We start from the raw sequence: 21,912 nt of genomic DNA, 5'->3' as shown, positions 1-21,912 counted from the left end.
GCTCTAGGCGCAGCGCGTGCTTTAATCAGTGGCGCTGACGCAAATCAAACCTCTAAGCAGTGGCCGCGCCGTGATCGAATATGCTCTTCTGTTCGGACTGGGTTTCCTGACGGCGGCGTTCCTCGTCTTCCTGATCTCTCCTGCGATCCATCGCCGCATCGTCTGGTATACGGAAAACCGCATGAAGGCGACAATGCCCCTCACCCCGCAGGAGGTACGGGCGCAGAAGGACATGGTACGAGCGCTCTACGCTGCGGAGAATGCCAGAACGGCACAGGACCTGATACGCGAGCGCGAAAAATCCCTGTCCCTGCAGCTTCGCCATGATTCCCTTGCGCTCGATGCTGGCCGCTTGTCGTCCGAACTCGGCGCATTGCAGGCACAGATCGCCGATCTGAACGTCGAGGCTGCCGAAATGCGCTCCCGCCTGCGCAAGGACGAAAACTATATCAGCCAGTTGAAGACGAGCCTGCACATTGCCGAACAGGCGACTTCTGCAAAGGAAAGCGAGATCGAGACGCTGCGCAGGCGCCTCAACAAGCTCGCCGAGCAGGCGGACAACCTCAAAATCGACATGGCGGCGCGCGAAACTGAGATGGAAAGTCTAAAATCCCGTGCCAACGCGCTGCGCGACGAACGCGACACGTTGCGCCAGGACGTCAATCTTCTGCAGAACCGGGCCAAGGATGCCGAGCAGAAGCTGACGCAGCAGGAGCATTTGGTGATCCGCCTGGAAGACAAATCCGCGCGTGAGACCGCTGCCGCTTCCGACAAGGAAACGCTCCTCGGCCGCCGCCAGCAGGAAATCGCCAAGCTCAAGGAGCAATTGAAGTCGCTCAATGCCGGCCTGCGCAAGGCAAACCGCGCGCTTCGCGATGCGGGTCTAGCAACGGTCGAAACCAAAGGGGAGGAACTGATGCAGGAAGAATCTCCAGCTTCCGAACTTGATTCAGCAGCGGTCGCCGCCCGCCTTGCCGAAGAAGTTCGCGCACGCAGTGCAGCCGTTTCCGATAGCATTTCCAAGGCGAAGACGACGACGGGCACCGACAGCGCCATGCGCGAAGAGATCGCCTCGATCGCGGCCGGCATGGTGGCACTGACGGCGCTTAACGAGGGGCCTTCCTCGCCGATCCGCGACCTTCTGCCGGAGGATGCGGGGGCCGAAGAGGGCGAACGCGTGAGCCTCGCCCAGCGCGTCGCAACGATCCTGTCGCAACCGGGCTGATTCAGAGGCGATCGGCCGCAGATGCCATCGCGAACAAAGCGATGCCGGTCGCCGTCGCGACATTGAGACTGTCGAGGCGGGCAGATTGCGGAATGCGCGCACTCCTGAAGCGCGCCAGGACTGCTTCCGGCAGCCCATCTCCCTCGGTACCGACTACCAAAGCCATGCGATCGGAAGGTGCTATTGCACGGATGTCAGTCTTGCCTCGCGGCGATAGCGTCCAGATATCGAAACCGCGTTCTGCTAGTGCGATGAGTATACCGAGAGCAGTACCGCTCCGCTGATAGGGAACGCTCAGCACGGAACCCACCGAGACACGCATCGCTTTCCGGTAAAGCGGGTCGCAGGACGTCTCATCGAGGAAGATGGCGTCCGCGTTGAAGGCGGCCGCATTGCGGAACATCGAACCGGCATTGTCGTGATTAGAAATGCCGCAGCCAACGAGCACCAGCGCGCGCTCCGGCAGACTGTCGAGCAGGTTCTCGCTGCCCGCGATGCGTCGGCCAAGCGCCAGCACGCCGCGGTGCAGATGGAAGCCGACGATGCCGTCGAGCACATCCGCCTCAGCGACATAGACTGGGACATCGTCCGGCACGTCCGCAAGAATGTCTGCGACGCTTTCGGCGCGGTTTCGCAGCAACAGGATTTTCTCGGCCTCGAAGCCGCGTCTCGTAGCGTGGGCTTCGGCCAGCATGCGCAGCACGACGGTGCCTTCGGCAATGAAGCGGTTCTGCCTGCCCGTCAGGTCGCGTTCGCGGATCGCGCGGAATTCCGCAATGCGCGGATCGTCGGCGCTTTCGATCGTGATCAGCGCGGCAGCCATCGGCCTCAGTTGCCGGCGACGGTGATGTCGGCGACGAGCCGACCCGCCTCGATGTCGAAGACCAGCGCCTTGCGCTTGCCGTCAACTGATTGGCCGAAGAAAAGGATCTGGCGTCCGGAGAACGACGTGGACTGCACGGCGAACCCGAGCGGCAGGGAAACCGTGGATCTGACAGGCGAATCCGAAGGAACGCCGGAGCCCGAGACGGCTGCCGTTTCTTCCGGTTCGGCTTTCATCGTCTTGTAGACAACGGCGCCGAAGACCGCCATAAGGCTCACGAACATGATGGCGCCGGAGACGATCTGCAGGCGGACCATCTTGCGCCGGACATTTTCCATTGCCGGATCAAGGGGCTGTTCTTCCTGATCGTCCAGCTCGATTTTCGTCATCGTGGTGTCCTATGAAATACTTCGGAGAAGAAGCGTCTTGAGCGACCCCTTTAAACAAGCATCCGGCATTAGGAAAGTCCTGACTGCCGATGAGAATGCCGAAGGCCGCCTCGACGCCTGGCTGACGGCCCAGCTCGGCGAGGAATTTTCCCGCAGCCGCGTCAAGGTTTTGATCAAGGATGGCCAGTTGCTGGTGAACGGCGCCGTCGTCCTCGATCCGCAAAAGAAGGTGCGCTCCGGCGACAATTTCGAACTCCTGTTGCCCGAGCCCGAAGACCCGACGCCGAAGGGTGAAGATATCCCGCTCGACATCCTTTACGAAGACGACGACCTCATCGTCATCTCGAAACCGGCCGGCATGGTCGTCCATCCCGCTGCCGGAAACTGGACGGGAACGCTCGTCAATGCGCTGATCCACCACTGCGGCGACAGCCTCTCTGGTATTGGCGGCGTCCGGCGGCCAGGCATCGTGCATCGGCTCGACAAGGATACGACCGGCGTCATGGTCGTCGCCAAGAACGATATTGCACATCGCCACCTGTCGCTACAGTTTGCAGATCACGGCCGCACCATGCCGCTAAAGCGCGCCTATCAGGCGATTGTCTGGGGCCGGCCGCGCTCGCTCTCAGGCACGATCGATGTGCCGCTCGGCCGCTCCACCGGCGACCGCACGCGCCGCTCCGTCAAGCGTCCTGACAGCCAGGATGCCGACGAGGCCATCACGCATTACGCAGTGCTGGAACGCTTCCACGAAAACCCGGATGCAACAGCGCTTGCCGCCCTCGTCGAATGCCATCTGGAGACCGGCCGCACCCATCAGATTCGCGTCCATATGGCCCATATCGGTCATCCGCTGCTTGGCGATACGGTCTATGGGGCGCATTTTAGAACCAAGGCCAATCTACTGCCCGATGAAGCACGTGGAGTCGTCAACAGCTTCGGCCGTCAGGCGCTCCATGCCTATATGCTGCAGTTCGAGCATCCCCGCACGGGTGAACTCATGCACTTCGAAGTGCCGCTCCCCGTAGATATGGTGGAACTCGCAGAAGCGCTCCGCCGTTAACGGTATAACGTCTTCGTGAAGGCTTTTGATGGGCTTGAACCGCTGTTCCGCCATACTTATCTGTATGTTGACTTAGTGCGGGCTTGGATTTGAGCCGCACGTCCCGGTTCGCCAGTTCCGACGCGGGGACGCGTTCCATCGGGAACCGGAATCTACATAGGAGGGTGCAATCATGGCCCGCAATACCTTGCCGTCCATTACCGCCGGCGAAGCCGGTCTCAATCGTTATCTTGACGAAATCCGCAAGTTTCCGATGCTGGAGCCGCAGCAGGAATATATGCTGGCAAAGCGTTATTCCGAGCACGGTGACCGCGAAGCTGCGCATAAACTCGTCACCAGCCACCTGCGTCTCGTCGCCAAGATCGCGATGGGCTACCGTGGCTACGGCCTGCCGATCGGCGAAGTCGTTTCCGAAGGCAATGTCGGCCTCATGCAAGCCGTCAAGAAGTTTGATCCGGAACGCGGTTTCCGTCTCGCCACCTACGCGATGTGGTGGATCAAGGCCTCGATCCAGGAATATATCCTGCGCTCGTGGTCGTTGGTGAAGATGGGCACGACTGCCAACCAGAAGCGCCTGTTCTTCAACCTGCGCCGCCTCAAAGGTCGGATCCAGGCAATAGACGAAGGCGACCTGAAGCCGGAGCACGTCGCGGAGATCGCCACGAAGCTGAACGTCTCCGAGGAGGAAGTCGTTTCGATGAACCGTCGCCTTTCCGGCGACGCTTCGCTGAACGCGCCGATCAAGGCCTCCGAAGGCGACAGTGGCCAGTGGCAGGATTGGCTCGTGGACGACCACGACAGCCAGGAGGACGTGCTGATCGAGCAAGACGAGCTCGAAACGCGTCGCCGCATGCTCTCGAAGGCGATGGGCGTGCTGAACGACCGCGAACGCCGCATCTTCGAAGCACGCCGCCTTGCCGACGATCCGGTCACGCTGGAAGACCTGTCGACCGAGTTCGACATCAGCCGCGAACGGGTGCGCCAGATCGAAGTCCGCGCCTTCGAAAAGGTGCAGGACGCGGTGCGCAAAGAAGCGCTGGAAAGGGCAAACGCCGTCCGCGTCGTCGAAGCCACGGCATAACGAGATCGCGCCTCGATATGAGATCGGAAAGCCGCCTGCTGCAGATTGCGGCAGGCGGCTTTCCTTCATTTTAAGCTTGCAAGGGGCACCTTCGGGCCGCGCGCCTCACCTTGCATGATGCCCGTCGATGTCTTCGCAGCTGCGGGGCCGCCGTCATCTTATCTCGCCCGGCAGCCGTTCGGTCGAATCCCAGCCTTGGAGCATGACGGCTTCAATCTTTATGAGACTGGAGCGATAACGCGCTACATTGATGCGGCATTCAACGGTCCAAGCTTGCAACCGGCAGCTCCAAAGGAGTGCGCCCGGATGAACCAGATCATCAGCATCGCGGATGGATACATCTACTCCAACCTTGTCTGGGGAATGTATGTGGAACTGGTGTCGAAGCCGCTGCGCGGAGAGCCAAGCGATGAGGCGCGAGTGGCCATTGCTCGATCCAAGGCGCCTGTTTGCCTAGAGGCTCTTGCGGATTTGATGAATGACGAGCCTTGGCTCGCGGGAGACGCGCTGACATTGGCGGATCTCCATGTCGCACCAATGATGGATTACTTCCTGGTTCCCGAAGGGCGGGAACTGCTTGAGCAGCACACCGGCCTCAGCGCCTGGTGGCAACGCATCGCCGAGTGTCCAAGCATGCAATACACAAAGCCAACGAAATAAGCCCGGCAGCGGGTTGTCCCGCTGCCACCTTTCCAGGCGACCAGCGCGCTACTGGCTCGTGCTCACGTCGCCGAGCGCCGTCCATTGTTTGATTGCCGTATTGAAGGCTGCTATGCCGGTCGGACCCTTCTGCATCGTGATCAGCGCGCGGCGGCCGTTGCGATAGGTGATCGGAATATCGATCCACTCACGTGTCGAAAGCAGATCGAGGTTCGCCTTGCGGGCATCCGGATAATCGTTCAGCGCGATCATGTGGAAGTCATCGGTGATTTTGGCAGGAACTGCGATCAGCGGGTCGCCGCGATCCTGCTCCGTGCGCTTCATCGAAATGCGTTGGACGCTATCGATGCTGCCGCCTTCGAAATTCGGCGGCAGCGAGAAGACGATCTCGACTAGATGGCTCGCCGGAAGCGACGGATCGGAGTTGCGCTTGAAGGTGACGAGAGCCGAAAGATTGCGCTCCGGCACGGTCACATTGGCCTGCACCGTCGATTCTTGCTTACCGCCCTGGCCCGCTTCATGCTGGACGCTCCAGGCGACGCCCCCCTGGATCGCCGTTGGCGAGCTCTGGCCGATCCGCTCCTCATAGAGGAACATCTTCTCGCTCGCGCCGGCCGGCACCTGTTGCGGGGCAGCGGCCGGGCCGTTCGGCGGCAGCGTCTCGGCGGACGCGGCACCTGCCTGTGCGGGCGGAGCCGGCGCGGTGGATGCAACATTCTGCTCGGCGACCGACTTGCCTTCGGCGGTCGGCGTACCGGGCATGGCAGCTGGGCCGCTGTCGACTTCCGTACCGTCTGCCATGAGACGCTGGTTGAATTTGTTGTTGACCGAAGAGCCGTCATCGAGCGCAGCAACCTGCCGGTCAGTTTCGGCAGGCTTGGCCGCTTCGGTGTTGTTTGTCGAAGGGGTTGCCGGCGTCTGGTTCTGCACAGCAGCGGGCTCGCTCTCGGCCGTCTTGGGCGGAGCGGCGCTCACCAGATTGTCAACCATCGCGATCAGCTGGGCACGGTTCATCCAGGCGGCATAGGCACCGCCGCCCAGCACTGCCAGCACGCCGACAACGGCAATGATGGTCCCGATACCGAACCGGCGACGCTTCGGTTCCATGCGGAAATTCTTGTTCTGCAGTTTGGCGGCAACGATCTGGTCGATATCGGCAGTCGGCGCGGAATCGTCGTCTTCCGCCACGACGCCGCGACGACCGTAGCCCCGAAGGGCCTTGGCTTCCTGCCACTCTTCGCCCGGTACGTCGGCAGCGGGCGCCGCAGGCTTGCCGTGGATCTCGGCGAATAGGTCCGAATCGTCGAAGTGCGCTGCGACAGGGGCCTTCTTGTTGTTGGTGCCTGCCTCGATCGGCGGCAGATCGTCAAAGGCGGCGGCTTCCCAGGAAAAGCCCTCGTTCGCGGCCGGCATCTTCGTGGCCGGCGGCGGGTTTTGAAGACCGCCAATGGCCTCCTCGAAGGCACGCGCGTGGTCGTTGGCCGACTCTGCGTGAGGAACGCTTTCTGAGAAGTTCCTGACCTCCTCCGTGGCCCATGCAACTTCTGCGTCTTTCGGTGGCTCGGCCGGGGTTTCGGCAGCCGGTTCGGCCCAGACGGGATCGAAATGCGCAACCGTTTCGGCCTGCAGCGGCTCTTCGCGGCTGTGCTCGACGAACTCCTCCGGTTTCTCAAAAGAGACGAACGGCTCAACGAGCCGGTTCGACGGATTGTATTCGCCGGCAGGACGAAGGAATTCCGGTTCGACGGCCGGTTCGGCCTCGACGGCAGGCGCCTCCTCGAGATACTCCTCCGGCGGGACTGCGTATTCCTCGGCCGGCGCTTCATCGCGATGCGACGCAGCCCATTCCTCGGGAGGTGCTGCTTCTGCCTCAGCCGCAGCAGTAACTTCCTCGACGGGGCGGTCCCATCGTTCTTCTTCTTGTTCTTCCGGCACCGCCGCTACCGGCGTGGGCTCCTCGTAAGGGACCGCCTCTTCCTGCGGTTCAGGCTGGGGCTCTTCGTGACGGTATTGCGCTGGTTCATCCGCATCGGCGAGATGCTCTTCTGCGACCGGTTCTGCGGCAACCAGCTCTGTGGCAACCGGTTCGTCAGCAACCGGTTCTTCGGCGGGCTCCGGCGCGGCAGCATACTCTACTGGAGGCTCGGAAACAGGCTCTTCATGGACAGGCGCTTCTGCTGCAGCAATGGCTGCCTCATCGTCCGGCAATGCCTCGGAGTGCTCGGCCTCCACCTCGCGGATAGCAGCATCGAGCTTATCGAGCTGGCGCTGCAGCATCGCTTCCGGCGGGCGCGGCTTCATGTTTTCGAGCTGCCGCTGCACCGCGCCGCGGGCACGCTCGTAAACCTTCGCCCGCATCTCGGGAGTGTTTTCAGCCAGGCCGTCAACCGCCCGCCGGATAACTGCAATAAAATCAGCCATTAGTTACTTTTCTCGAGAGGCCCGATTCGCGGCTGGGCCAGATGCCATAATGACCCGCGACATTAATCCTCAAACGGATCAGTCACAAGTATGGTGTCATCGCGCTCAGGGCTTGTGGACAGAAGCGCGACAGGCGCACCGATCAGCTCCTCGACCTGGCGGACATATTTGATCGCCTGCGCGGGCAGATCGGCCCAGCTGCGGGCGCCGACGGTCGACTCCTTCCAGCCTTCCAGCGCGATGTAGACCGGCTCCACGCGGGCCTGCGCGGCCTGGCTTGCCGGCAGATGGTCGATCTGCTCGCCGTCGAGCATGTAGCCGACACAGATCTTCAGCTCCTCGAGACCGTCAAGCACATCGAGCTTCGTCAGCGCAATGCCGGTGATGCCGTTAGTCGCGACCGACTGGCGTACAAGCGCCGCATCGAACCAGCCGCAACGGCGCTTGCGGCCCGTCACAGTACCGAATTCATGGCCCTTCTCACCGAGGAACTGGCCGACCGAATCGTTGAGTTCCGTCGGGAACGGACCTTCGCCGACACGCGTCGTGTAGGCCTTGGTAATGCCTAGGATATAGCCGAGCGAGCCAGGTCCCATGCCGGAACCGGCTGCAGCCTGGCCGGCGACCGTATTCGACGAGGTCACGAAGGGATAGGTGCCATGGTCGATATCGAGCAAGCTTCCTTGCGCGCCTTCGAAAAGAATGCGCGCGCCCTTGCGGCGCTCCTTGTCGAGGAGCAGCCAGACCGTTTCGCGGAAGGGAAGCACGCGATCAGCGATCGACGTCAGCTCCGTCATGATCGCCTCGTGGCTCACCTCGTCAACGCCCAGGCCGCGGCGAAGCGCGTTGTGATGCGTGAGGATACGATCGACTTTGCCGGGGAGCGCCTCCAGATCGGCGAGATCCATGACGCGGATCGCGCGACGGCCGACCTTGTCTTCATAGGCCGGGCCGATGCCGCGGCGCGTCGTGCCGATCTTCGTGCCGCTGTTGGAGGCGGCATCTTCGCGATAGGCATCGAGCTCGCGGTGCAGCGAAAGAATCAGCGTAGCGTTGTCGGCGATGCGCAGGTTGTCGGGAGAAATCTTGACGCCCTGTTTTTCAAGCTTCTCGATCTCGGCAATCAGTGCGTGTGGATCGACGACGACGCCGTTTCCGATCACCGCCATCTTGCCCGGGCGCACGACGCCGGAAGGCAACAGCGACAGCTTGTAGCTCGTGCCGTCGATGACGAGCGTATGGCCGGCATTGTGTCCGCCCTGATAGCGCACAACGATATCCGCACGTTCCGAAAGCCAATCGACAATCTTGCCCTTGCCTTCGTCACCCCATTGCGAACCGACCACGACTACGTTCGTCATCCAACTCTTCCTGTTACCGGCGGATTATCCGCGCTCTGCTCAAACCCGCGCATCTATAAAGCTTTGTTTTTTGGAAAGCGACCCTGTTATCAGGGCGAAATGGGCTTTTTACGTGACAAATCAGCCAGTCCCGGGCTATTGCCGGTCCATTGGCAGCCATCCGAACTAACTTTTCGGACGACGGAAAGAATCATCCTTGCATATCACGGCCTATATTTGTCTCGCCATTGCGACGTTGTGCTGGGGTGGAAACACTGTCGCCGGAAAGCTGGCGCTCGGCCACGTGAGCCCCATGACGCTGACTTTCCTGCGCTGGACAATTGCGACCGCTCTCATCGCCGCGGTGTCGCTTCCGCAGATCAAGAAGGATTGGCCGGTCGTTCGCAAGAAGCTGCCACTGCTGCTTTTCTACGGCATGGTCGGCTATACGCTCTTCAACGCCATGCTTTACTCGGCGGTGAAATACACCACCGCCATCAATGTCGCGATCGAGCAGGCAGGCATCCCGATGCTGATCTTCCTGCTCAATCTGATTTTCTTCCGCACTGGCGTTTCGCCCGCGCAGGTCGCCGGCTTCGCCATGACGCTCGTCGGCGTGGCCTTGACCGCCTCCCATGGCGATATCGCGGCGCTGCTCAGGTTGGGCCTCAACCGCGGCGACGCCTTGATGCTGGTGGCGGTCGCCGCCTATTCGATCTACACAATCTTTCTGCGCTGGAAGCCGCCGGTCGACTGGCGCACGCTCATGGCCTTTCCCGCCCTTGCGGCGGCGCTGACGTCGCTGCCATTGCTGCTTTGGGAAAATGCGGCGGGCAATGTTCAGATGCCGGACGCCAAAGGCTGGATCATCACGTTCTACACGGCGATCTTCGCCTCGCTGGTTGCGCAGATCCTCTATATCAAAGGCGTGGAGTGGATCGGCGCTAACCGGGCCGGCCTCTTCATCAATCTCGTTCCGGTTTTCGGCACGCTCTTATCTGTGCTTCTCCTTGGCGAAGCATTGCAGCTCTTCCATATCGTCTCGCTGGTGCTGACGCTGGGCGGCATTGCGATCGCTGAGAAGGGACGTCCAAAGCTTTCGGCTTCGACCGCCCCCGCCTCGCCTATGGACTAAGATCAGCCGAGCTCCAGCGTCGTGACCCCGTAGACGTTCCTCAGCGGAATAGCGGGCGCCGGGCCACGATACATGCGCGCCGTCTCGAATACCGGTTCGAGCCCCATGCTTTCGGTAAGCGCGATCGCTTCCCTGTTTTCGGCTGGGACATCGATGAACACCGGCTCGCCGCCAGCCTCCGGCAGCAATTCAGCAAGCAGCGCGGCTGCGGTATCGGTATCGGCGCCAAAAAGCGGCCCGATCTTGTAGCCTTCGTAACAGCGGCGGATCGTGGCGTAGCCGCGGATCTTGCCACTCTTGCGCGCGATCGCCGTCTTGCGCCCGCGGCGCCGCTTGCACCATGCGGCAACGAATGCGTTGCGTGGCTCGGTGAAAATCGCGGCATCGTAACGGAACAGCCCGTCGAGCTTGTCCGACACCGGATGCGCTAAGAGCGAGGACTGCGGCAACACCGCCGGAATGCCGCCATACCGGATCGTCGTATAGGCAGGTTCAAAGCCTGCCTTGCGATAATTTTCCTGCTGAGCGACGACGCCGTCGAGACCGATCGTGCGGTCTGCCGCAGACGCCATGCCGGCATTCCAGAGCGCCTTGCCGTAGCCTTTGCCACGGAAATCCGGATGGACGATGTAGAGGCCAAGGAACGCCAAGTGTTCGCCGTATTTGACCACCGAAATGGAACCGACCGGAACTTCACCAACCGCGCCGATGAAAAAACCGGACGGGTCGGCTTCCTGGAAAGCGAGCGAATCGTCGAGTCCTGGATTCCACCCCTCCTGCCTTGCCCATTCGAGCACAAGCTCCAACTCACCCGGTCGCATCGCGCGAACCGCAAACTCCGAACTCATGCAACCTTCCCAAGCAAACCCTGCCTCAAGTTTGCAGGGCAGAATAAAGCGTTAAAGTCTGACCCGCGGCATCGCTGCCGGGCGCGAAGAAACATGCTCATTGCTGAAACGACCTGCATCGATCGTCATAAGGCACGACACGAAAATCTTCGCATCCCAATTATCATGAAGCAACGCCGTTGAAATCTCAAGAGAATTACTTCGCAGAAGCAGCAAAGCGTAAATGACAGCGCCGCTTTGCTGGTACTGCAGATTGGTTCGCGTGGCCGCTATCGGTCCTCCTAGCGCAACGGAGGTGAATTCTTTGCTAATATAGCACTTTCCGCGCTCAATTTGGTTGCAAGAGAAACCTGAAGCATGCTGTCTACAGTAGCGCATCTGCAATGAGTGAAAGCCTTGGCCACGCAACCGTCCGGCCTGCATATGAAAACGCCGCCGCCGCGCCGCAAGCGCCGCGCAGTATTGTGGCTGATGCTCACGCTTTCGATCTCGCTCGTTGCCGGCACCGTCCTGCTATCCAACGACATGCGCCATCTGCGCACCCTGGCAGCTTTGTCGGGCTACCATCTCAACCCGCAGGTCCAGCGACCAGAACCACCGCCGCTACAGCTGGTAGAGGTTGCAAAGCCTCCTCCGCAGTTGCCGGTCAAGATCCCGCCGGGGCTGATCGAGATTCCCCAGCCAGAGCTCGCCGGAAATTTCCTGCGGACGTGGCGGAAGTCCGGACCGGACATGTGCGAAACGTTGCGCAAGGCCGGCATAGAGATGACCCAATGGCGTGCCTCCGCCATGGGCAGCAGCGCGTATGAATGCTCTTTTCAAGAGGTCTACAAGGAAGATGGGGAGCGCCCGCTGAGTTCTGTGTTTCTGATCATTCGCGGAGATCGCAAAGGCACGATTTCCAACATACGCGCCAAGATCGTCGGGCCGACAACGGATAGCGCGGGCCGGCTCGATCCGTCTTTCATGCGCGTTTTCGAAACGGTGCTCGCACAGTCGCACTGGCTGGATTTTCACGATGCCTTGAGCGCGATCCGAGAACTGAAGGATGTCAGAGAGGAAGGTTTTGGCGCGAGCGTCGTCTTCTCCCGCGAATTCAGCAGCGAGAACAGCTTCAATTTTATTATGACGATCAAGGCGGCACCCGGTCCGCAGATGCGGACGCGGGCTTATTTTTCGACCGGACGCTGGATGCCCGCGCCGGACAAAGAGGTCTCGGAAGCACTGCCGCCAAACTTCCGGTAGTTAGAAATAGGGCTCGAAGAAGCGCCGCACGGCGTCGATCTCGTTCGGACGGATGTCATGTCCGCCCGGGTGCCACTCGGTCTCGGTCGCAGCCCCCTGCCCGGTGAAATAGCCGGCGAGCGCTTGGGTCAGCTCGACCGGAGAGATCGGATCACGTTCGCCCGCCGTAATCAGCACCTTGCGGCCCTGGAGTTCCCGATTCGCCTTCGGCCGAAACGGAATGAGAGGATGCATGAGCACCGACGCATCGAACAGCCCGTTTTCGATCAAGACATTCGCCAAGATGTTCGCACCGTTTGAAAAGCCGAGGCCAAGGATGTGCGACGCGCCGTGATCGACCGTCATGTCTTTCACGAAAGACGCCAACTTCTGCGTGGCCCTGGCAAGATCGTCCATGTCGTAGACGCCCTCGCCTGTGCGCTTGAAAAAGCGTGCCGCGCCGTGCTCTAAAACATCCCCGCGGGGAGAGACGAGCGTTGCATCGGGCAGAAGCCGCCGTCCGAATTCAAAGAACTGGTTTTCATCCCCTCCGGTGCCGTGCAGTACAAAGAGGATGGGTTTTCCCGGTGCACCGGCATGGAGCCGGTGCACATAGCTGTGGTCGTTCATCGATCTGCTCCTTAGGCTTCGAGCGGCTGCAGGTGTTGCTCGATCAGCTGCCGCAGATGCGCGTGCTGCTGCGGCAGCTTCAGCGCTTCGCCGAGATGAGCCGTATCTTCGTCCCGGTCGAAGCCGGGTTCATTGGTGGCGACCTCGAAGAGAATGCCGCCAGGCGTGCGAAAATAGATCGCCCAGAAATAATCCCGGTCGATGACCGGCGTCACCTGGTAGCCTGTATCCATCAGTGCCTTGCGCACCTCGAGCTGCTTTTCGCGGTTGTCGACAGCAAAGGCGACATGGTGCACGGAACCGGCGCCCGGCAGAGCACGGGAGATATTTGGCATCGTTTCGAGATCGACCAGATGCGCGCCGTTGCCGCCTGGCATGACCAGCCGCTTTACGCCGTCTTTCTCCTCCTGAACCTCATAGCCCATGAATTTCAACAGTTCGGACGTCGCGCCCTCATCGCGAAGCCGCATGGCGACGGAGTGGAAGCCACGGATGGCGTGATCCTCGCCGATGCCGCCATGCGTCCAGGGCTGGCGGCCGTCGTCCCTGACTTCAACAAGTGCGAAACCGTCGCCATCAGGACCCGCAAAGTGCAGTCGCTTTTGGCCGAAGCTCTCGTCCGTCTTGAGACCGCTGACGCCGAGCTTGGTGAGACGGTCGCTCCAAAAGCCGAGCGAGCCTTCGGGAACGGAAAAAACGGTCGTACCGACTTCGCCGGTGCCCGGACGGCCCTGCGCCATCTTGGGAAACGGAAAATAGGTCATGATCGAACCCGGCGAACCGGTCTCGTCGCCATAATAGAGATGATAGACGTCAGGCGCATCGAAGTTCACGGTCTTCTTGACGCGGCGCAGGCCGAGCGCGTTTGTGAAGAACTGGTTATTTGTACGGGCGTCCTCCGCCATCGATGTGACGTGGTGCAGGCCCTTGATCTGGTTGAGCATGTCGAGACCCCTTTCTTGCCCGCAACGGCGAGCCTTCATGGGTCATAAATGATTGCTTGGAGCGATTTGGAATAGTCCCAGAGACCAAAACGCATTGTCTCTTTTTATTGAACACCGATCCGCAGGTGTTCAGAAAACTTTAGGCATCCTGCGGATTGGCGGGCAACTCCCAGTCGACGGGCGCGCGGCCGTGAGACTGCAGGAAAGCGTTCGCCTTCGAAAAATGCCTGCATCCGAAAAAGCCGTTATGCGCCGAAAGCGGCGACGGATGCGGCGCCTTGAGGACGAGATGACGGTTGGTATCGACAAAGGCCGCCTTCCGCTGCGCGTAGGAACCCCAGAGCATGAAGACGACGGACTCGCATTCCTCGTTGACCTTGCGGATCACCGCATCGGTGAAACGCTCCCAGCCCTTGCCCTGATGTGACGCGGCCTGCGCCTCCTCGACAGTCAGAACACTGTTGAGCAACAGCACGCCCTGGCGGGCCCAATGCTCCAGGAAGCCATGCCGCGGCGGCTTGATGCCGAGATCGGTTTCCATCTCCTTGTAGATATTGACCAGCGACGGCGGGATACGCACGCCTGGGCGAACGCTGAAGCAGAGCCCATGCGCCTGTCCGAGGCCGTGATAGGGATCTTGCCCTAGAATGATGACCTTCACCTTTGCAAGTGGCGTGAGATCAAGTGCGCGAAAATACTCCGACCCTTTCGGGAAGATACGCTTGCCGCTTTGCTTCTGCACCAGCAGGAAATCCTTGAGCTGTTGCATGTAGGGACTGGAAAATTCGGGCGCGAGTGCCGCCTTCCAGCTCTCTTCGAGCGCGATGGTCTGTTCGCTCATCGATAGTCCTCGTTCCACCGAAGGAGTTATAGAGTTGCCTTGAAAAGGGAGGCGCGCAATATTTTAGTCACCTATCGCGGCCAAAATTTACGAAGTATCGTTAGACTGGTGATAATCGCGCAGGAAAGCAAGCGTCAGCAAAGGCTTAACACGCATGAAATTTGGAACAAGCGGCCTGCGCGGCCTTTCCGTCGATCTGGAAGGCAGGGCGTCGGTGGTCTACGCGACGGCGTTCGGGCAATATCTTCTTGAGAGCGGGCGCGCGCAAAAAGGCGACCTCGTCATGCTCGGCCGCGACTTCCGCGATTCCAGCCCTGCCATCGCTGCGACATGCGCTTTCGCGCTGACCGCGCTTGGCTTCAGGGTCGCCGATTGCGGCACCGTCCCTACTCCAGCGCTGGCATTTTATGGATCCCGCAACAGCGCCGCGAGCCTGATGATCACCGGCTCGCACATCCCGGCGGACCGCAACGGCATCAAATTCTACCGACCGGATGGCGAGATCGACAAGGCCGACGAATCCGCGATTTCCGATCTTGCCGCCAAGCTCGACCGCTCCCTGCCTGATGAGGCAATGGCGGGAAAAGCAAAGGTCGAGGACCGGTCCGGCGAATGCGCTAGAGCCTTCATGGCGCGCAATGCCGGCATTCTCTCCAAAAATGCCCTTTCCGGCCAAAGGATCGGCGTCTATCAGCACAGCACCGTTGCCCGCGACATGATGGTGCGGCTGCTGTCGCATTACGGCGCCGAAGCCATCGCGCTTGGACGATCGGAGACCTTCATCCCAGTCGATACCGAAGCCGTTTCGGCAAAGACCGTTGCGCTTCTCAAGGATTGGGCGCGGTCCCTCACACTTGATGCGCTCGTTTCGGCTGATGGCGACGGCGACCGGCCACTGGTGACGGATGAGAACGGCACGCCCCTGCGCGGCGACTTGCTGGGGCTGATCACTGCGAATTTCCTGGATGCCGGGACCGTGGTCACGCCCGTCACCTCCAACTCCGGCATCGAGGCGGCCGGCGCCTTTGCCGTCACCCGCACGCGCGTCGGCTCACCCTTCGTCATTGCCGGCATGCAGGAGGCGATCGTCGCAGGCAAGGACCGCGTGATGGGCTTCGAGGCCAATGGCGGCCTGCTGACCGGTTCGGGTTTCAGCGTCAATGGCAGGACGCTTGAGGCACTGCCGACACGCGACTGCTTCTTGCCGATACTGGCAGTCCTTTCGCTGGCCGCCGCGCAAAAGAAGCCGCTGTCGGCCATTGCCGCTTCCTACAATCTTCCGATTGCGGCGGCCGATCGGCTGGAGAACTTCCCCGTCGAGACGAGCGCAAAATTGATGGCTTACCTGCGCGCCTTACCGGAAAACCTGGTGGATTTCCTGAAGCCCATTGGAAGCCCCTCCACGGCGAGCGATATCGACGGCCTGCGCGTCACGCTGGCCGACAGGCGCATCATCCACTTTCGCCCGTCGGGCAATGCGCCGGAGATGCGCTGCTACGTCGAAGCGCAAACCGAACACGCCGCAAGCCTGTTGCTTGAAGCCGGACTGAGCCGGATCAGGCAGTGGGCCGGACAGAACTGATTTGAAGACAGAGACTTTGAGGAAACGCACCCGATGACACAAAAGATCGTTCCCGTGATCATGGCAGGAGGCAAGGGCACACGCCTGTGGCCACTGTCGCGCGCTGCAGCCCCCAAGCAGTTCATTCAGTTCATCGGCGACAAGACGCTGTTTCAGGAAACGCTCGCCCGCGTTTCCGATCCGGCCCTCTACGAAGCACCGATCGTGCTGACCAATGAGGAATTCCGCTTCCTCGTGGCCGAACAGGCCCGCGAACTCGATCTCGCGCTGAAGGCGATCCTGCTGGAGCCGGTTGCCCGCAACACCGCACCCGCCGTTGCCGCCGCTGCCGCCCTCGTCGCCGACCTTTTCGGCAAGGACGTGATCATGCACGTCCTTGGCTCGGACTATGAGATCGTCGCCGATCAAAGCTATTTCGACAGCGTCCGCGCCGCACGCGAAACGGCCGCCAGCGGCAAGCTCGTGACCTTCGGCATCGAGCCGACCGAACCGGCAACCGGCTACGGGTACATCGAAGGCGGCGAGCACCTTTCGGCAGGCGCACAGACCGTGAAGCGCTTCATCGAAAAGCCGCCCCTGGACAAGGCAAAGGAGATGGTGGCTGCCGGCGGCTTCTACTGGAATTCCGGCATGTTCATGTTCCAGGTGGGAGCGCTGCTTGCGGAAATGCGCAACTATGCGCCGGAAGTCGTCGCCGCGGCGAGCGAGGCTGTTGCGAAGGCCACGCGCGATCTCGACTTCACCCGTCTCGACGCCCAGTCCTTTGCGAAGGCCCCCAGCATCTCGATTGACTATGCGATCATGGAAAAGACGGCCAATGCCGCTGTGGTGCCCTCGCCCTTCAAGTGGTCGGATCTCGGCAGCTGGGATTCTGTCTGGAAAACCGGGACGCGCGACCCGAACGGCAATGTCGCGACCGCCAATACGACGCTTGTCAACAGCCGCAACTCGCTGGTGATGAGCCACGGCGTGCATCTAGCCGTGCAGGGGATGGAAGATGTCGCGGTGATCGCCAGTGAAGATGCCGTCTATGTCGGCAAGCTGCAGGACAGCCAGAGCGTCGGCGACCTCGTCAAGACGCTCGCCGCCCTGCCCGCGACGTCGAAACTGACGGAAACCCATCCGACCTCGTATCGGCCGTGGGGCGGCTATACCTCGATCTTCAACGGCGACCGTTTCCAGGTAAAGCGCATCTTCGTCACACCGGGAAAGAAGCTTTCGCTGCAGAAGCATCACCACCGCTCGGAACATTGGATCGTCGTCAAGGGCACGGCCGAGGTGACGATCGGCGAGAATGTGCAGATGCTGCGGGAAAACGAGTCCGTCTATATCCCGCTCGGCGAGGTGCATCGCCTCGCAAACCCGGGCAAGATCTTGCTCGAACTGATCGAAGTCCAGACCGGCTCTTACCTCGGCGAGGACGATATCATCCGCATCGTCGATGAGTTTGGGCGCAGCTGAGAAGTGGGCTGTCTTGAATTTATAACGGTGCGCCTGTAACACGATCGCGTTTTGCCGCCGGCAGGCCGCGATCGTTTTTGATGAAGGTTATCCCATGCGCATTGTTATGATTGGTTCGGGCTATGTCGGTCTCGTCTCCGGCGCCTGCCTTGCGGATTTCGGCCACCACATCACCTGCGTCGATAAATCCGAAGCGAAGATCGACGCACTTGAACGCGGCGAAGTGCCGATCTTCGAACCGGGCCTCGATGCCATCATCGAGCACAACCGCAGCGCCGGACGCCTTGATTTCTCCAAGGATCTCGCTGCACCGGTCGCAGACGCCGATGTCGTCTTTATAGCGGTCGGCACGCCGTCGCGCCGCGGCGACGGCCATGCCGATCTCAGCTATGTCTATGCCGCCGCGCGCGAGATTGCCGCAGCCGTCAGCGGCTTCACGGTCGTCGTCACGAAGTCCACCGTTCCCGTCGGCACCGGCGACGAGATCGAGCGCATCTTCCGCGAAGAGTTCCCCGGCAAGGACATCGCCGTCGTCTCGAACCCGGAATTCCTGCGCGAAGGTGCTGCCATCACCGACTTCAAGCGCCCCGACCGCATCGTCATCGGCACCGAAGACCCGCGCGCCACGGAAGTCATGCGCGAAGTCTACCGGCCGCTCTACCTCAACGAGGCACCGCTTTATTTCTGCGAGCGCCGCACGTCGGAGCTGATCAAGTACGCAGCAAACGCCTTCCTCGCCATGAAGATTACCTTCATCAACGAGATCGCCGACCTTTGCGAACAGATCGGTGCGGATGTGCAAAAGGTTGCCAAGGGCATCGGCATGGACAAGCGCATCGGCGACAAGTTCCTGCATGCCGGCCCCGGCTATGGCGGCTCGTGCTTTCCGAAGGACACGCTGGCGCTCGTCAAGACCGCGCAGGACTATGACAGCCCGATGCGCCTCATCGAAACGACGGTCGCAATCAACGACAACCGCAAGCGCGCCATGGGTCGTAAGGTGATCGCCGCCTGCGACGGCAGCGTGCGCGGCAAGAAGATCGCCGTCCTCGGCCTGACCTTCAAGCCGAACACCGACGACATGCGCGATGCGCCGTCGATCACCATCATCCAGGCCTTGCTCGACGGCGGCGCCGCGGTTCACGTCTATGACCCGGAAGGCATGCAAGCGGCCAAGGAAATGCTCGGGCCAGTGACCTACGGCAATGACCCTTACGAGATTGCCGAGGGCGCCGATGCCATCGTGCTGGTGACCGAATGGGATGAATTCCGCGCGCTCGACTTCAAGCGCCTGAAGACCACGATGAAGAACCCTGTCGTCGTGGACCTGCGCAATATCTATCCCGTCGCCGAAATCACGCGCCACGGCTTCAGCCACTTTGCCGTCGGCAAGAAGACCGAGTAGATAAAATGCATTACTTCATAACAGGCACCGCAGGCTTCATCGGCTTTCATCTCGCGCGGCGCTTGTTGCAGGATGGGCATCGGGTTACCGGTTTCGACGGCCTGACGCCATATTACAACGTCAAGCTCAAGCATATGCGACATGCGGCTCTGGCGCAGTTCCCGGCCTTCAAGCCGGTGGTCGCCATGCTTGAGGATCAAAAGGCGCTCGAAGATGCGGTCGGTCAGGCAAAGCCGGACATCCTCATCCACCTCGCGGCCCAGGCCGGCGTCCGCTACAGTCTTGAAAACCCGCGCGCCTATCTGAGCTCGAACGTCGAAGGCTCGTGGAACATTCTGGAAACTGCCGAGCGTCACAATGTGCAGCATCTGATGCTGGCCTCGACCTCTTCGATCTATGGCGCGAGCCCCTGCGTTCCCTTCCATGAGACCGACAGGGCCGACGAGCCCCTGACGGTCTATGCCGCGACCAAGAAGTCGATGGAGCTGATGGCGCACAGCCATGCACATCTCTACAAATTGCCGACCACCGCCTTCCGCTTCTTTACCGTCTATGGTCCGTGGGGCCGCCCGGACATGGCGCTCTTCAAATTCGTAAAGAGCATGCTGGAAAACCAGCCGATCGAAATATACGGCGAAGGCAAGATGAGCCGCGATTTCACCTATATCGACGATCTCGTCGAGTCGATCGTGCGGCTTTCTGCGATTATGCCTTCGGAAGAAAACCGCATCGCCGACGACAAGGTCGAGACGCTGTCGCGCCAGGCGCCGTTTCGTGTCGTCAATATCGGCGGCGGTCAGCCGGTCAGCCTGATGGACTTCGTGGAGACCGTGGAAAAGGCGCTCGGCCAGCCGGCGCAGCGCAAAATGCTGCCGATGCAGAAGGGCGATGTGCCGCGCACCTTCGCGAGCGCGGACCTGCTTGTCGCCTTGACGGGTTACAAGCCCGATACGAAGCTCGAAACCGGCGTCAGGGCCTTTGTCGAATGGTATCTGGAAGCCCGCCGGGAGCTGGAGCCGTAACCGCCAGCATCCGGCTGCCGGCGCCTGACTTGGCCGGGGTCCGGCGGGCCGGCGAAATGAGCTTGCCGATCTCCGCAGCCGCCATCGGATACCCGAGCGCGTACCCCTGCAGCATGTCGCAGCCGAGCTGCGTCAACGTTTCGGCATGGCCCTCTGTTTCAACGCCTTCAGCGATCACGCCGACATTGAGCGCCTTGGCGATGTCGATGATGGAGCTGATGACACAGCGCTGCTCCTCTGATTCGACGATCTCAGTCACCAGTTGCCGGTCGAGCTTCAGGCGTTTTGGACGCAGCCTTGCCAACCCGATCAACGAGGCGTGCCCCGAACCAAAATCATCGATCTCGATATCGATGCCCATCTGTTTGATCTGATCGATGTTGCTCAAGAGCTTGTCATCGGGATCGTCGAGAAAGATCGTCTCCACCAGTTCGAAAGAGAATTCGCCTGGAGGAACCTCCATCGCCCGCAGGCTATCGAGCAGCGCCGGATCGAACAGCCGCGCGCTCGAAATATTGACCGCTATGCGCGGCAGGGTGGCACCCCGATCCTGCCAATGCCGACGATCCTCCAGCGCCGTTTTCAGGATCACCGCGTCGATATCCGCCGACAGCCCATTCTCATCCGCGGCCTTCAAGAAGACGGCTGGCGACAGCACGCCCCTTTCCGGATGAATCCAGCGGGCGAGCGCTTCGAGGCCCGAAATCGCCCGTGTCTTGGCGTCGAACTGCACTTGGTAATAAGGAACAATCTCTCCGCGCTCCAGCCCGCGCTTCAGCTCGTCGGCGAGACGCCGTTTGCCGAGCAGGTCGTCCCGCAACTGCCGGGTAAAGAATTCGACGCGGTTTAACCCAAGCTTCTTCGCCTGATAGAGCGCAAGATCGGATTCGGTGAACAGATTGCGCGACCGCCGGCCGGCACTCCATGATATCCCGATCGAGGTACCGGATTGCAGCAATTCCTGGCCGAACCGGATCTTCTTTCGCAGCCGCTGCTGGACATCCGCGGCAATGCGCGTGAGGTCTTCGACACCTGCGAAATTCCACAGCAGAATGACGAATTCATCGCCGCCGACGCGCGCGACCAGGCTGTTTCCTGGAACGGCCGCCGTCATACGCAGCGCTGCCGCGCGCAGAACGGCGTCACCTGCGGCGTGGCCATAGCTATCGTTGATCTGCTTGAACTGGTCGAGACCAAGGTGAAGGATCGCAAGCGTCGAGATCGACTTGTCGGCATGCAGTTCGACAAACCGCCTGTCGAACAGGCGGCGGTTGGGCAGCCCGGTCAGATAGTCATGTTCGGCAGCATACTCGATCCGTGCGTTGCTTTCCTCAAGCGCCCTTGCCCGCGCTTCGGCGACCTGCCGCTGACGTTTCAGCTCCGCATTCAGCATGACATCGGCCGTGACGTCCCACTCGGCGCCTATGAATGAGGGAGCACCGTCGTCGCTGACGTAGAAATGCGCCCGCGAACGTAAATGCCGGACTTCGCCGTTCGGCAGGATGATACGGAATTCGGAATTATAGGCGCCGCGCCGGGCGATCGCCTCGTCGAATTCCTGCAATGCGCGTTGGCGGTCATCCTGATGAACCGCGTCAAACCAAAACGATGTCGGAAGGACGCGCATTGTCTTGCCCGTTTGATAGAGCCGGTGCATTTGCGCATCCCAAAGGATCTGGTTGGTGCGCACATCGTGCTCCCAAACGCCGATCTGCGACGCATCGAGCGCAAGCTCGAGGCGCCTTAACAGATCCTGGAATTCCTGTTCCGACCGCGTCGGTGTCCTTTTCGGCAATTGACTGTCTCAGTCTTAAGCAG

19 protein-coding genes and 1 pseudogene are annotated in these 21,912 nt (G+C 60.9%); 11 read left to right on the top strand and 9 right to left on the bottom strand.

Translation table 11 applies throughout. From position 1 onward, the window contains the following. Positions 1–70 precede the first annotated feature (70 nt). Positions 71–1,225, top strand: coding sequence for a hypothetical protein (locus BLP23_RS18890; protein WP_092586500.1), 1,155 nt, complete (start codon positions 71–73; stop codon positions 1,223–1,225). A gap of 1 nt (position 1,226) precedes the next feature. Here the strand turns inward: BLP23_RS18890 and BLP23_RS18885 are convergent, their stop codons facing one another. Both BLP23_RS18885 and BLP23_RS18880 read right to left on the bottom strand, forming a co-directional pair. Continuing rightward, positions 1,227–2,048 (bottom strand): TrmH family RNA methyltransferase, encoded by an 822-nt coding sequence (locus tag BLP23_RS18885; protein ID WP_092586386.1) that lies wholly within the window; start codon positions 2,046–2,048, stop codon positions 1,227–1,229. Between the two features lie 5 nt (positions 2,049–2,053). Then, the gene (locus BLP23_RS18880; protein WP_092586385.1) at positions 2,054–2,437 is read right to left on the bottom strand and encodes a hypothetical protein; all 384 of its coding nucleotides are present in this window, start codon (positions 2,435–2,437) and stop codon (positions 2,054–2,056) included. A 37-nt stretch (positions 2,438–2,474) separates the two neighbouring features. Here BLP23_RS18880 and BLP23_RS18875 point away from each other — a divergent pair, with 37 nt between their 5' ends. The 4 genes and pseudogenes from BLP23_RS18875 to BLP23_RS34625 all read left to right on the top strand — a co-directional run bounded on the left by BLP23_RS18875 (position 2,475) and on the right by BLP23_RS34625 (position 5,241). Further along, positions 2,475–3,500: an RluA family pseudouridine synthase gene (locus tag BLP23_RS18875; protein WP_092586384.1), complete on the top strand. Its 1,026-nt coding sequence runs from the start codon at positions 2,475–2,477 to the stop codon at positions 3,498–3,500. A 172-nt stretch (positions 3,501–3,672) separates the two neighbouring features. Then, positions 3,673–4,581, top strand: a complete 909-nt coding sequence (rpoH, locus tag BLP23_RS18870; protein WP_039845711.1) for an RNA polymerase sigma factor RpoH — start codon at positions 3,673–3,675, stop codon at positions 4,579–4,581. 114 nt (positions 4,582–4,695) lie between these two features. Next, a pseudogene (locus BLP23_RS34630) lies at positions 4,696–4,839 on the top strand (glutathione S-transferase N-terminal domain-containing protein); the annotation flags it as partial. A gap of 48 nt (positions 4,840–4,887) precedes the next feature. Continuing rightward, complete coding sequence (locus tag BLP23_RS34625; protein ID WP_233426770.1) at positions 4,888–5,241, top strand: glutathione binding-like protein; 354 nt, start codon at positions 4,888–4,890, stop codon at positions 5,239–5,241. Between the two features lie 48 nt (positions 5,242–5,289). Here the strand turns inward: BLP23_RS34625 and BLP23_RS18860 are convergent, their stop codons facing one another. Together BLP23_RS18860 and BLP23_RS18855 are read right to left on the bottom strand one after the other, a co-directional pair. Continuing rightward, positions 5,290–7,662 carry a hypothetical protein gene (locus BLP23_RS18860; protein WP_092586383.1) on the bottom strand — a complete coding sequence of 791 codons (2,373 nt, stop codon included), beginning with the start codon at positions 7,660–7,662 and terminating at the stop codon, positions 5,290–5,292. Positions 7,663–7,724: 62 nt separating this feature from the next. Next, positions 7,725–9,023: an adenylosuccinate synthase gene (locus BLP23_RS18855; RefSeq protein ID WP_022716939.1), complete on the bottom strand. Its 1,299-nt coding sequence runs from the start codon at positions 9,021–9,023 to the stop codon at positions 7,725–7,727. Between the two features lie 196 nt (positions 9,024–9,219). On the opposite strand from BLP23_RS18855, the gene BLP23_RS18850 reads away from it, so the two are divergent. After that, complete coding sequence (locus tag BLP23_RS18850; RefSeq protein ID WP_092586382.1) at positions 9,220–10,137, top strand: DMT family transporter; 918 nt, start codon at positions 9,220–9,222, stop codon at positions 10,135–10,137. 2 nt (positions 10,138–10,139) lie between these two features. Here the strand turns inward: BLP23_RS18850 and BLP23_RS18845 are convergent, their stop codons facing one another. Next, on the bottom strand, positions 10,140–10,985 hold the full coding sequence (locus BLP23_RS18845; RefSeq protein ID WP_092586381.1) for a GNAT family N-acetyltransferase: 846 nt from the start codon (positions 10,983–10,985) through the stop codon (positions 10,140–10,142). A 396-nt stretch (positions 10,986–11,381) separates the two neighbouring features. Between BLP23_RS18845 and BLP23_RS18840 the strand changes: the two genes are divergently transcribed. Next, on the top strand, positions 11,382–12,230 hold the full coding sequence (locus tag BLP23_RS18840) for a DUF6030 family protein (RefSeq protein ID WP_233426764.1): 849 nt from the start codon (positions 11,382–11,384) through the stop codon (positions 12,228–12,230). On the opposite strand, the gene BLP23_RS18835 is transcribed toward BLP23_RS18840, so the two are convergent. From BLP23_RS18835 to ung, 3 genes are all read right to left on the bottom strand, one after another. After that, entirely contained in the window at positions 12,231–12,839 is a 609-nt protein-coding gene (locus BLP23_RS18835) for an alpha/beta hydrolase (RefSeq protein ID WP_092586379.1), read from the bottom strand. Between the two features lie 11 nt (positions 12,840–12,850). Beyond that, positions 12,851–13,783: a VOC family protein gene (locus BLP23_RS18830; RefSeq protein ID WP_092586378.1), complete on the bottom strand. Its 933-nt coding sequence runs from the start codon at positions 13,781–13,783 to the stop codon at positions 12,851–12,853. 139 nt (positions 13,784–13,922) lie between these two features. Next, positions 13,923–14,624, bottom strand: coding sequence for a uracil-DNA glycosylase (gene ung, locus BLP23_RS18825; protein ID WP_092586377.1), 702 nt, complete (start codon positions 14,622–14,624; stop codon positions 13,923–13,925). A gap of 154 nt (positions 14,625–14,778) precedes the next feature. Here ung and BLP23_RS34085 point away from each other — a divergent pair, with 154 nt between their 5' ends. From BLP23_RS34085 to BLP23_RS18810, 4 genes are all read left to right on the top strand, one after another. Continuing rightward, a complete protein-coding gene (locus tag BLP23_RS34085; RefSeq protein ID WP_208603171.1) occupies positions 14,779–16,206 on the top strand; it encodes a phosphomannomutase in 1,428 nt (475 codons plus the stop codon). Between the two features lie 33 nt (positions 16,207–16,239). Further along, on the top strand, positions 16,240–17,667 hold the full coding sequence (locus tag BLP23_RS34080; protein WP_208603170.1) for a mannose-1-phosphate guanylyltransferase/mannose-6-phosphate isomerase: 1,428 nt from the start codon (positions 16,240–16,242) through the stop codon (positions 17,665–17,667). Positions 17,668–17,761: 94 nt separating this feature from the next. Further along, positions 17,762–19,072: a UDP-glucose dehydrogenase family protein gene (locus BLP23_RS18815; protein ID WP_092586376.1), complete on the top strand. Its 1,311-nt coding sequence runs from the start codon at positions 17,762–17,764 to the stop codon at positions 19,070–19,072. 5 nt (positions 19,073–19,077) lie between these two features. Continuing rightward, positions 19,078–20,094 carry an NAD-dependent epimerase/dehydratase family protein gene (locus BLP23_RS18810; protein ID WP_092586375.1) on the top strand — a complete coding sequence of 339 codons (1,017 nt, stop codon included), beginning with the start codon at positions 19,078–19,080 and terminating at the stop codon, positions 20,092–20,094. Here the strand turns inward: BLP23_RS18810 and BLP23_RS18805 are convergent. Beyond that, the gene (locus BLP23_RS18805; RefSeq protein WP_092586374.1) at positions 20,042–21,889 is read right to left on the bottom strand and encodes a putative bifunctional diguanylate cyclase/phosphodiesterase; all 1,848 of its coding nucleotides are present in this window, start codon (positions 21,887–21,889) and stop codon (positions 20,042–20,044) included. The two genes, BLP23_RS18810 and BLP23_RS18805, sit on opposite strands and share 53 nt — an antisense overlap. Between the last annotated feature and the right edge of the window lie 23 nt (positions 21,890–21,912).

This window comes from Rhizobium mongolense subsp. loessense (genome assembly GCF_900099775.1).
In the GTDB taxonomy this organism is placed as follows: Bacteria; Pseudomonadota; Alphaproteobacteria; order Rhizobiales; family Rhizobiaceae; genus Rhizobium; species Rhizobium loessense.
Note: the sequence above shows the minus strand (reverse complement) of the source record. Positions and strands in the feature narration are given on the sequence as shown.

Bases quoted from the DNA above. Each gene is read 5' to 3' on its own strand.
- BLP23_RS18885 (WP_092586386.1), bottom strand. From the start codon at position 2,048: ATGGCTGCCGCGCTGATCACGATCGAAAGCGCCGACGATCCGCGCATT.
- BLP23_RS18880 (WP_092586385.1), bottom strand. From the start codon at position 2,437: ATGACGAAAATCGAGCTGGACGATCAGGAAGAACAGCCCCTTGATCCG.
- rpoH (WP_039845711.1), top strand. From the start codon at position 3,673: ATGGCCCGCAATACCTTGCCGTCCATTACCGCCGGCGAAGCCGGTCTC.
- BLP23_RS34625 (WP_233426770.1), top strand. From the start codon at position 4,888: ATGAACCAGATCATCAGCATCGCGGATGGATACATCTACTCCAACCTT.
- BLP23_RS18860 (WP_092586383.1), bottom strand. From the start codon at position 7,662: ATGGCTGATTTTATTGCAGTTATCCGGCGGGCGGTTGACGGCCTGGCT.
- BLP23_RS18855 (WP_022716939.1), bottom strand. From the start codon at position 9,023: ATGACGAACGTAGTCGTGGTCGGTTCGCAATGGGGTGACGAAGGCAAG.
- BLP23_RS18845 (WP_092586381.1), bottom strand. From the start codon at position 10,985: ATGAGTTCGGAGTTTGCGGTTCGCGCGATGCGACCGGGTGAGTTGGAG.
- BLP23_RS18835 (WP_092586379.1), bottom strand. From the start codon at position 12,839: ATGAACGACCACAGCTATGTGCACCGGCTCCATGCCGGTGCACCGGGA.
- BLP23_RS18830 (WP_092586378.1), bottom strand. From the start codon at position 13,783: ATGCTCAACCAGATCAAGGGCCTGCACCACGTCACATCGATGGCGGAG.
- ung (WP_092586377.1), bottom strand. From the start codon at position 14,624: ATGAGCGAACAGACCATCGCGCTCGAAGAGAGCTGGAAGGCGGCACTC.
- BLP23_RS34085 (WP_208603171.1), top strand. From the start codon at position 14,779: ATGAAATTTGGAACAAGCGGCCTGCGCGGCCTTTCCGTCGATCTGGAA.
- BLP23_RS34080 (WP_208603170.1), top strand. From the start codon at position 16,240: ATGACACAAAAGATCGTTCCCGTGATCATGGCAGGAGGCAAGGGCACA.
- BLP23_RS18815 (WP_092586376.1), top strand. From the start codon at position 17,762: ATGCGCATTGTTATGATTGGTTCGGGCTATGTCGGTCTCGTCTCCGGC.
- BLP23_RS18810 (WP_092586375.1), top strand. From the start codon at position 19,078: ATGCATTACTTCATAACAGGCACCGCAGGCTTCATCGGCTTTCATCTC.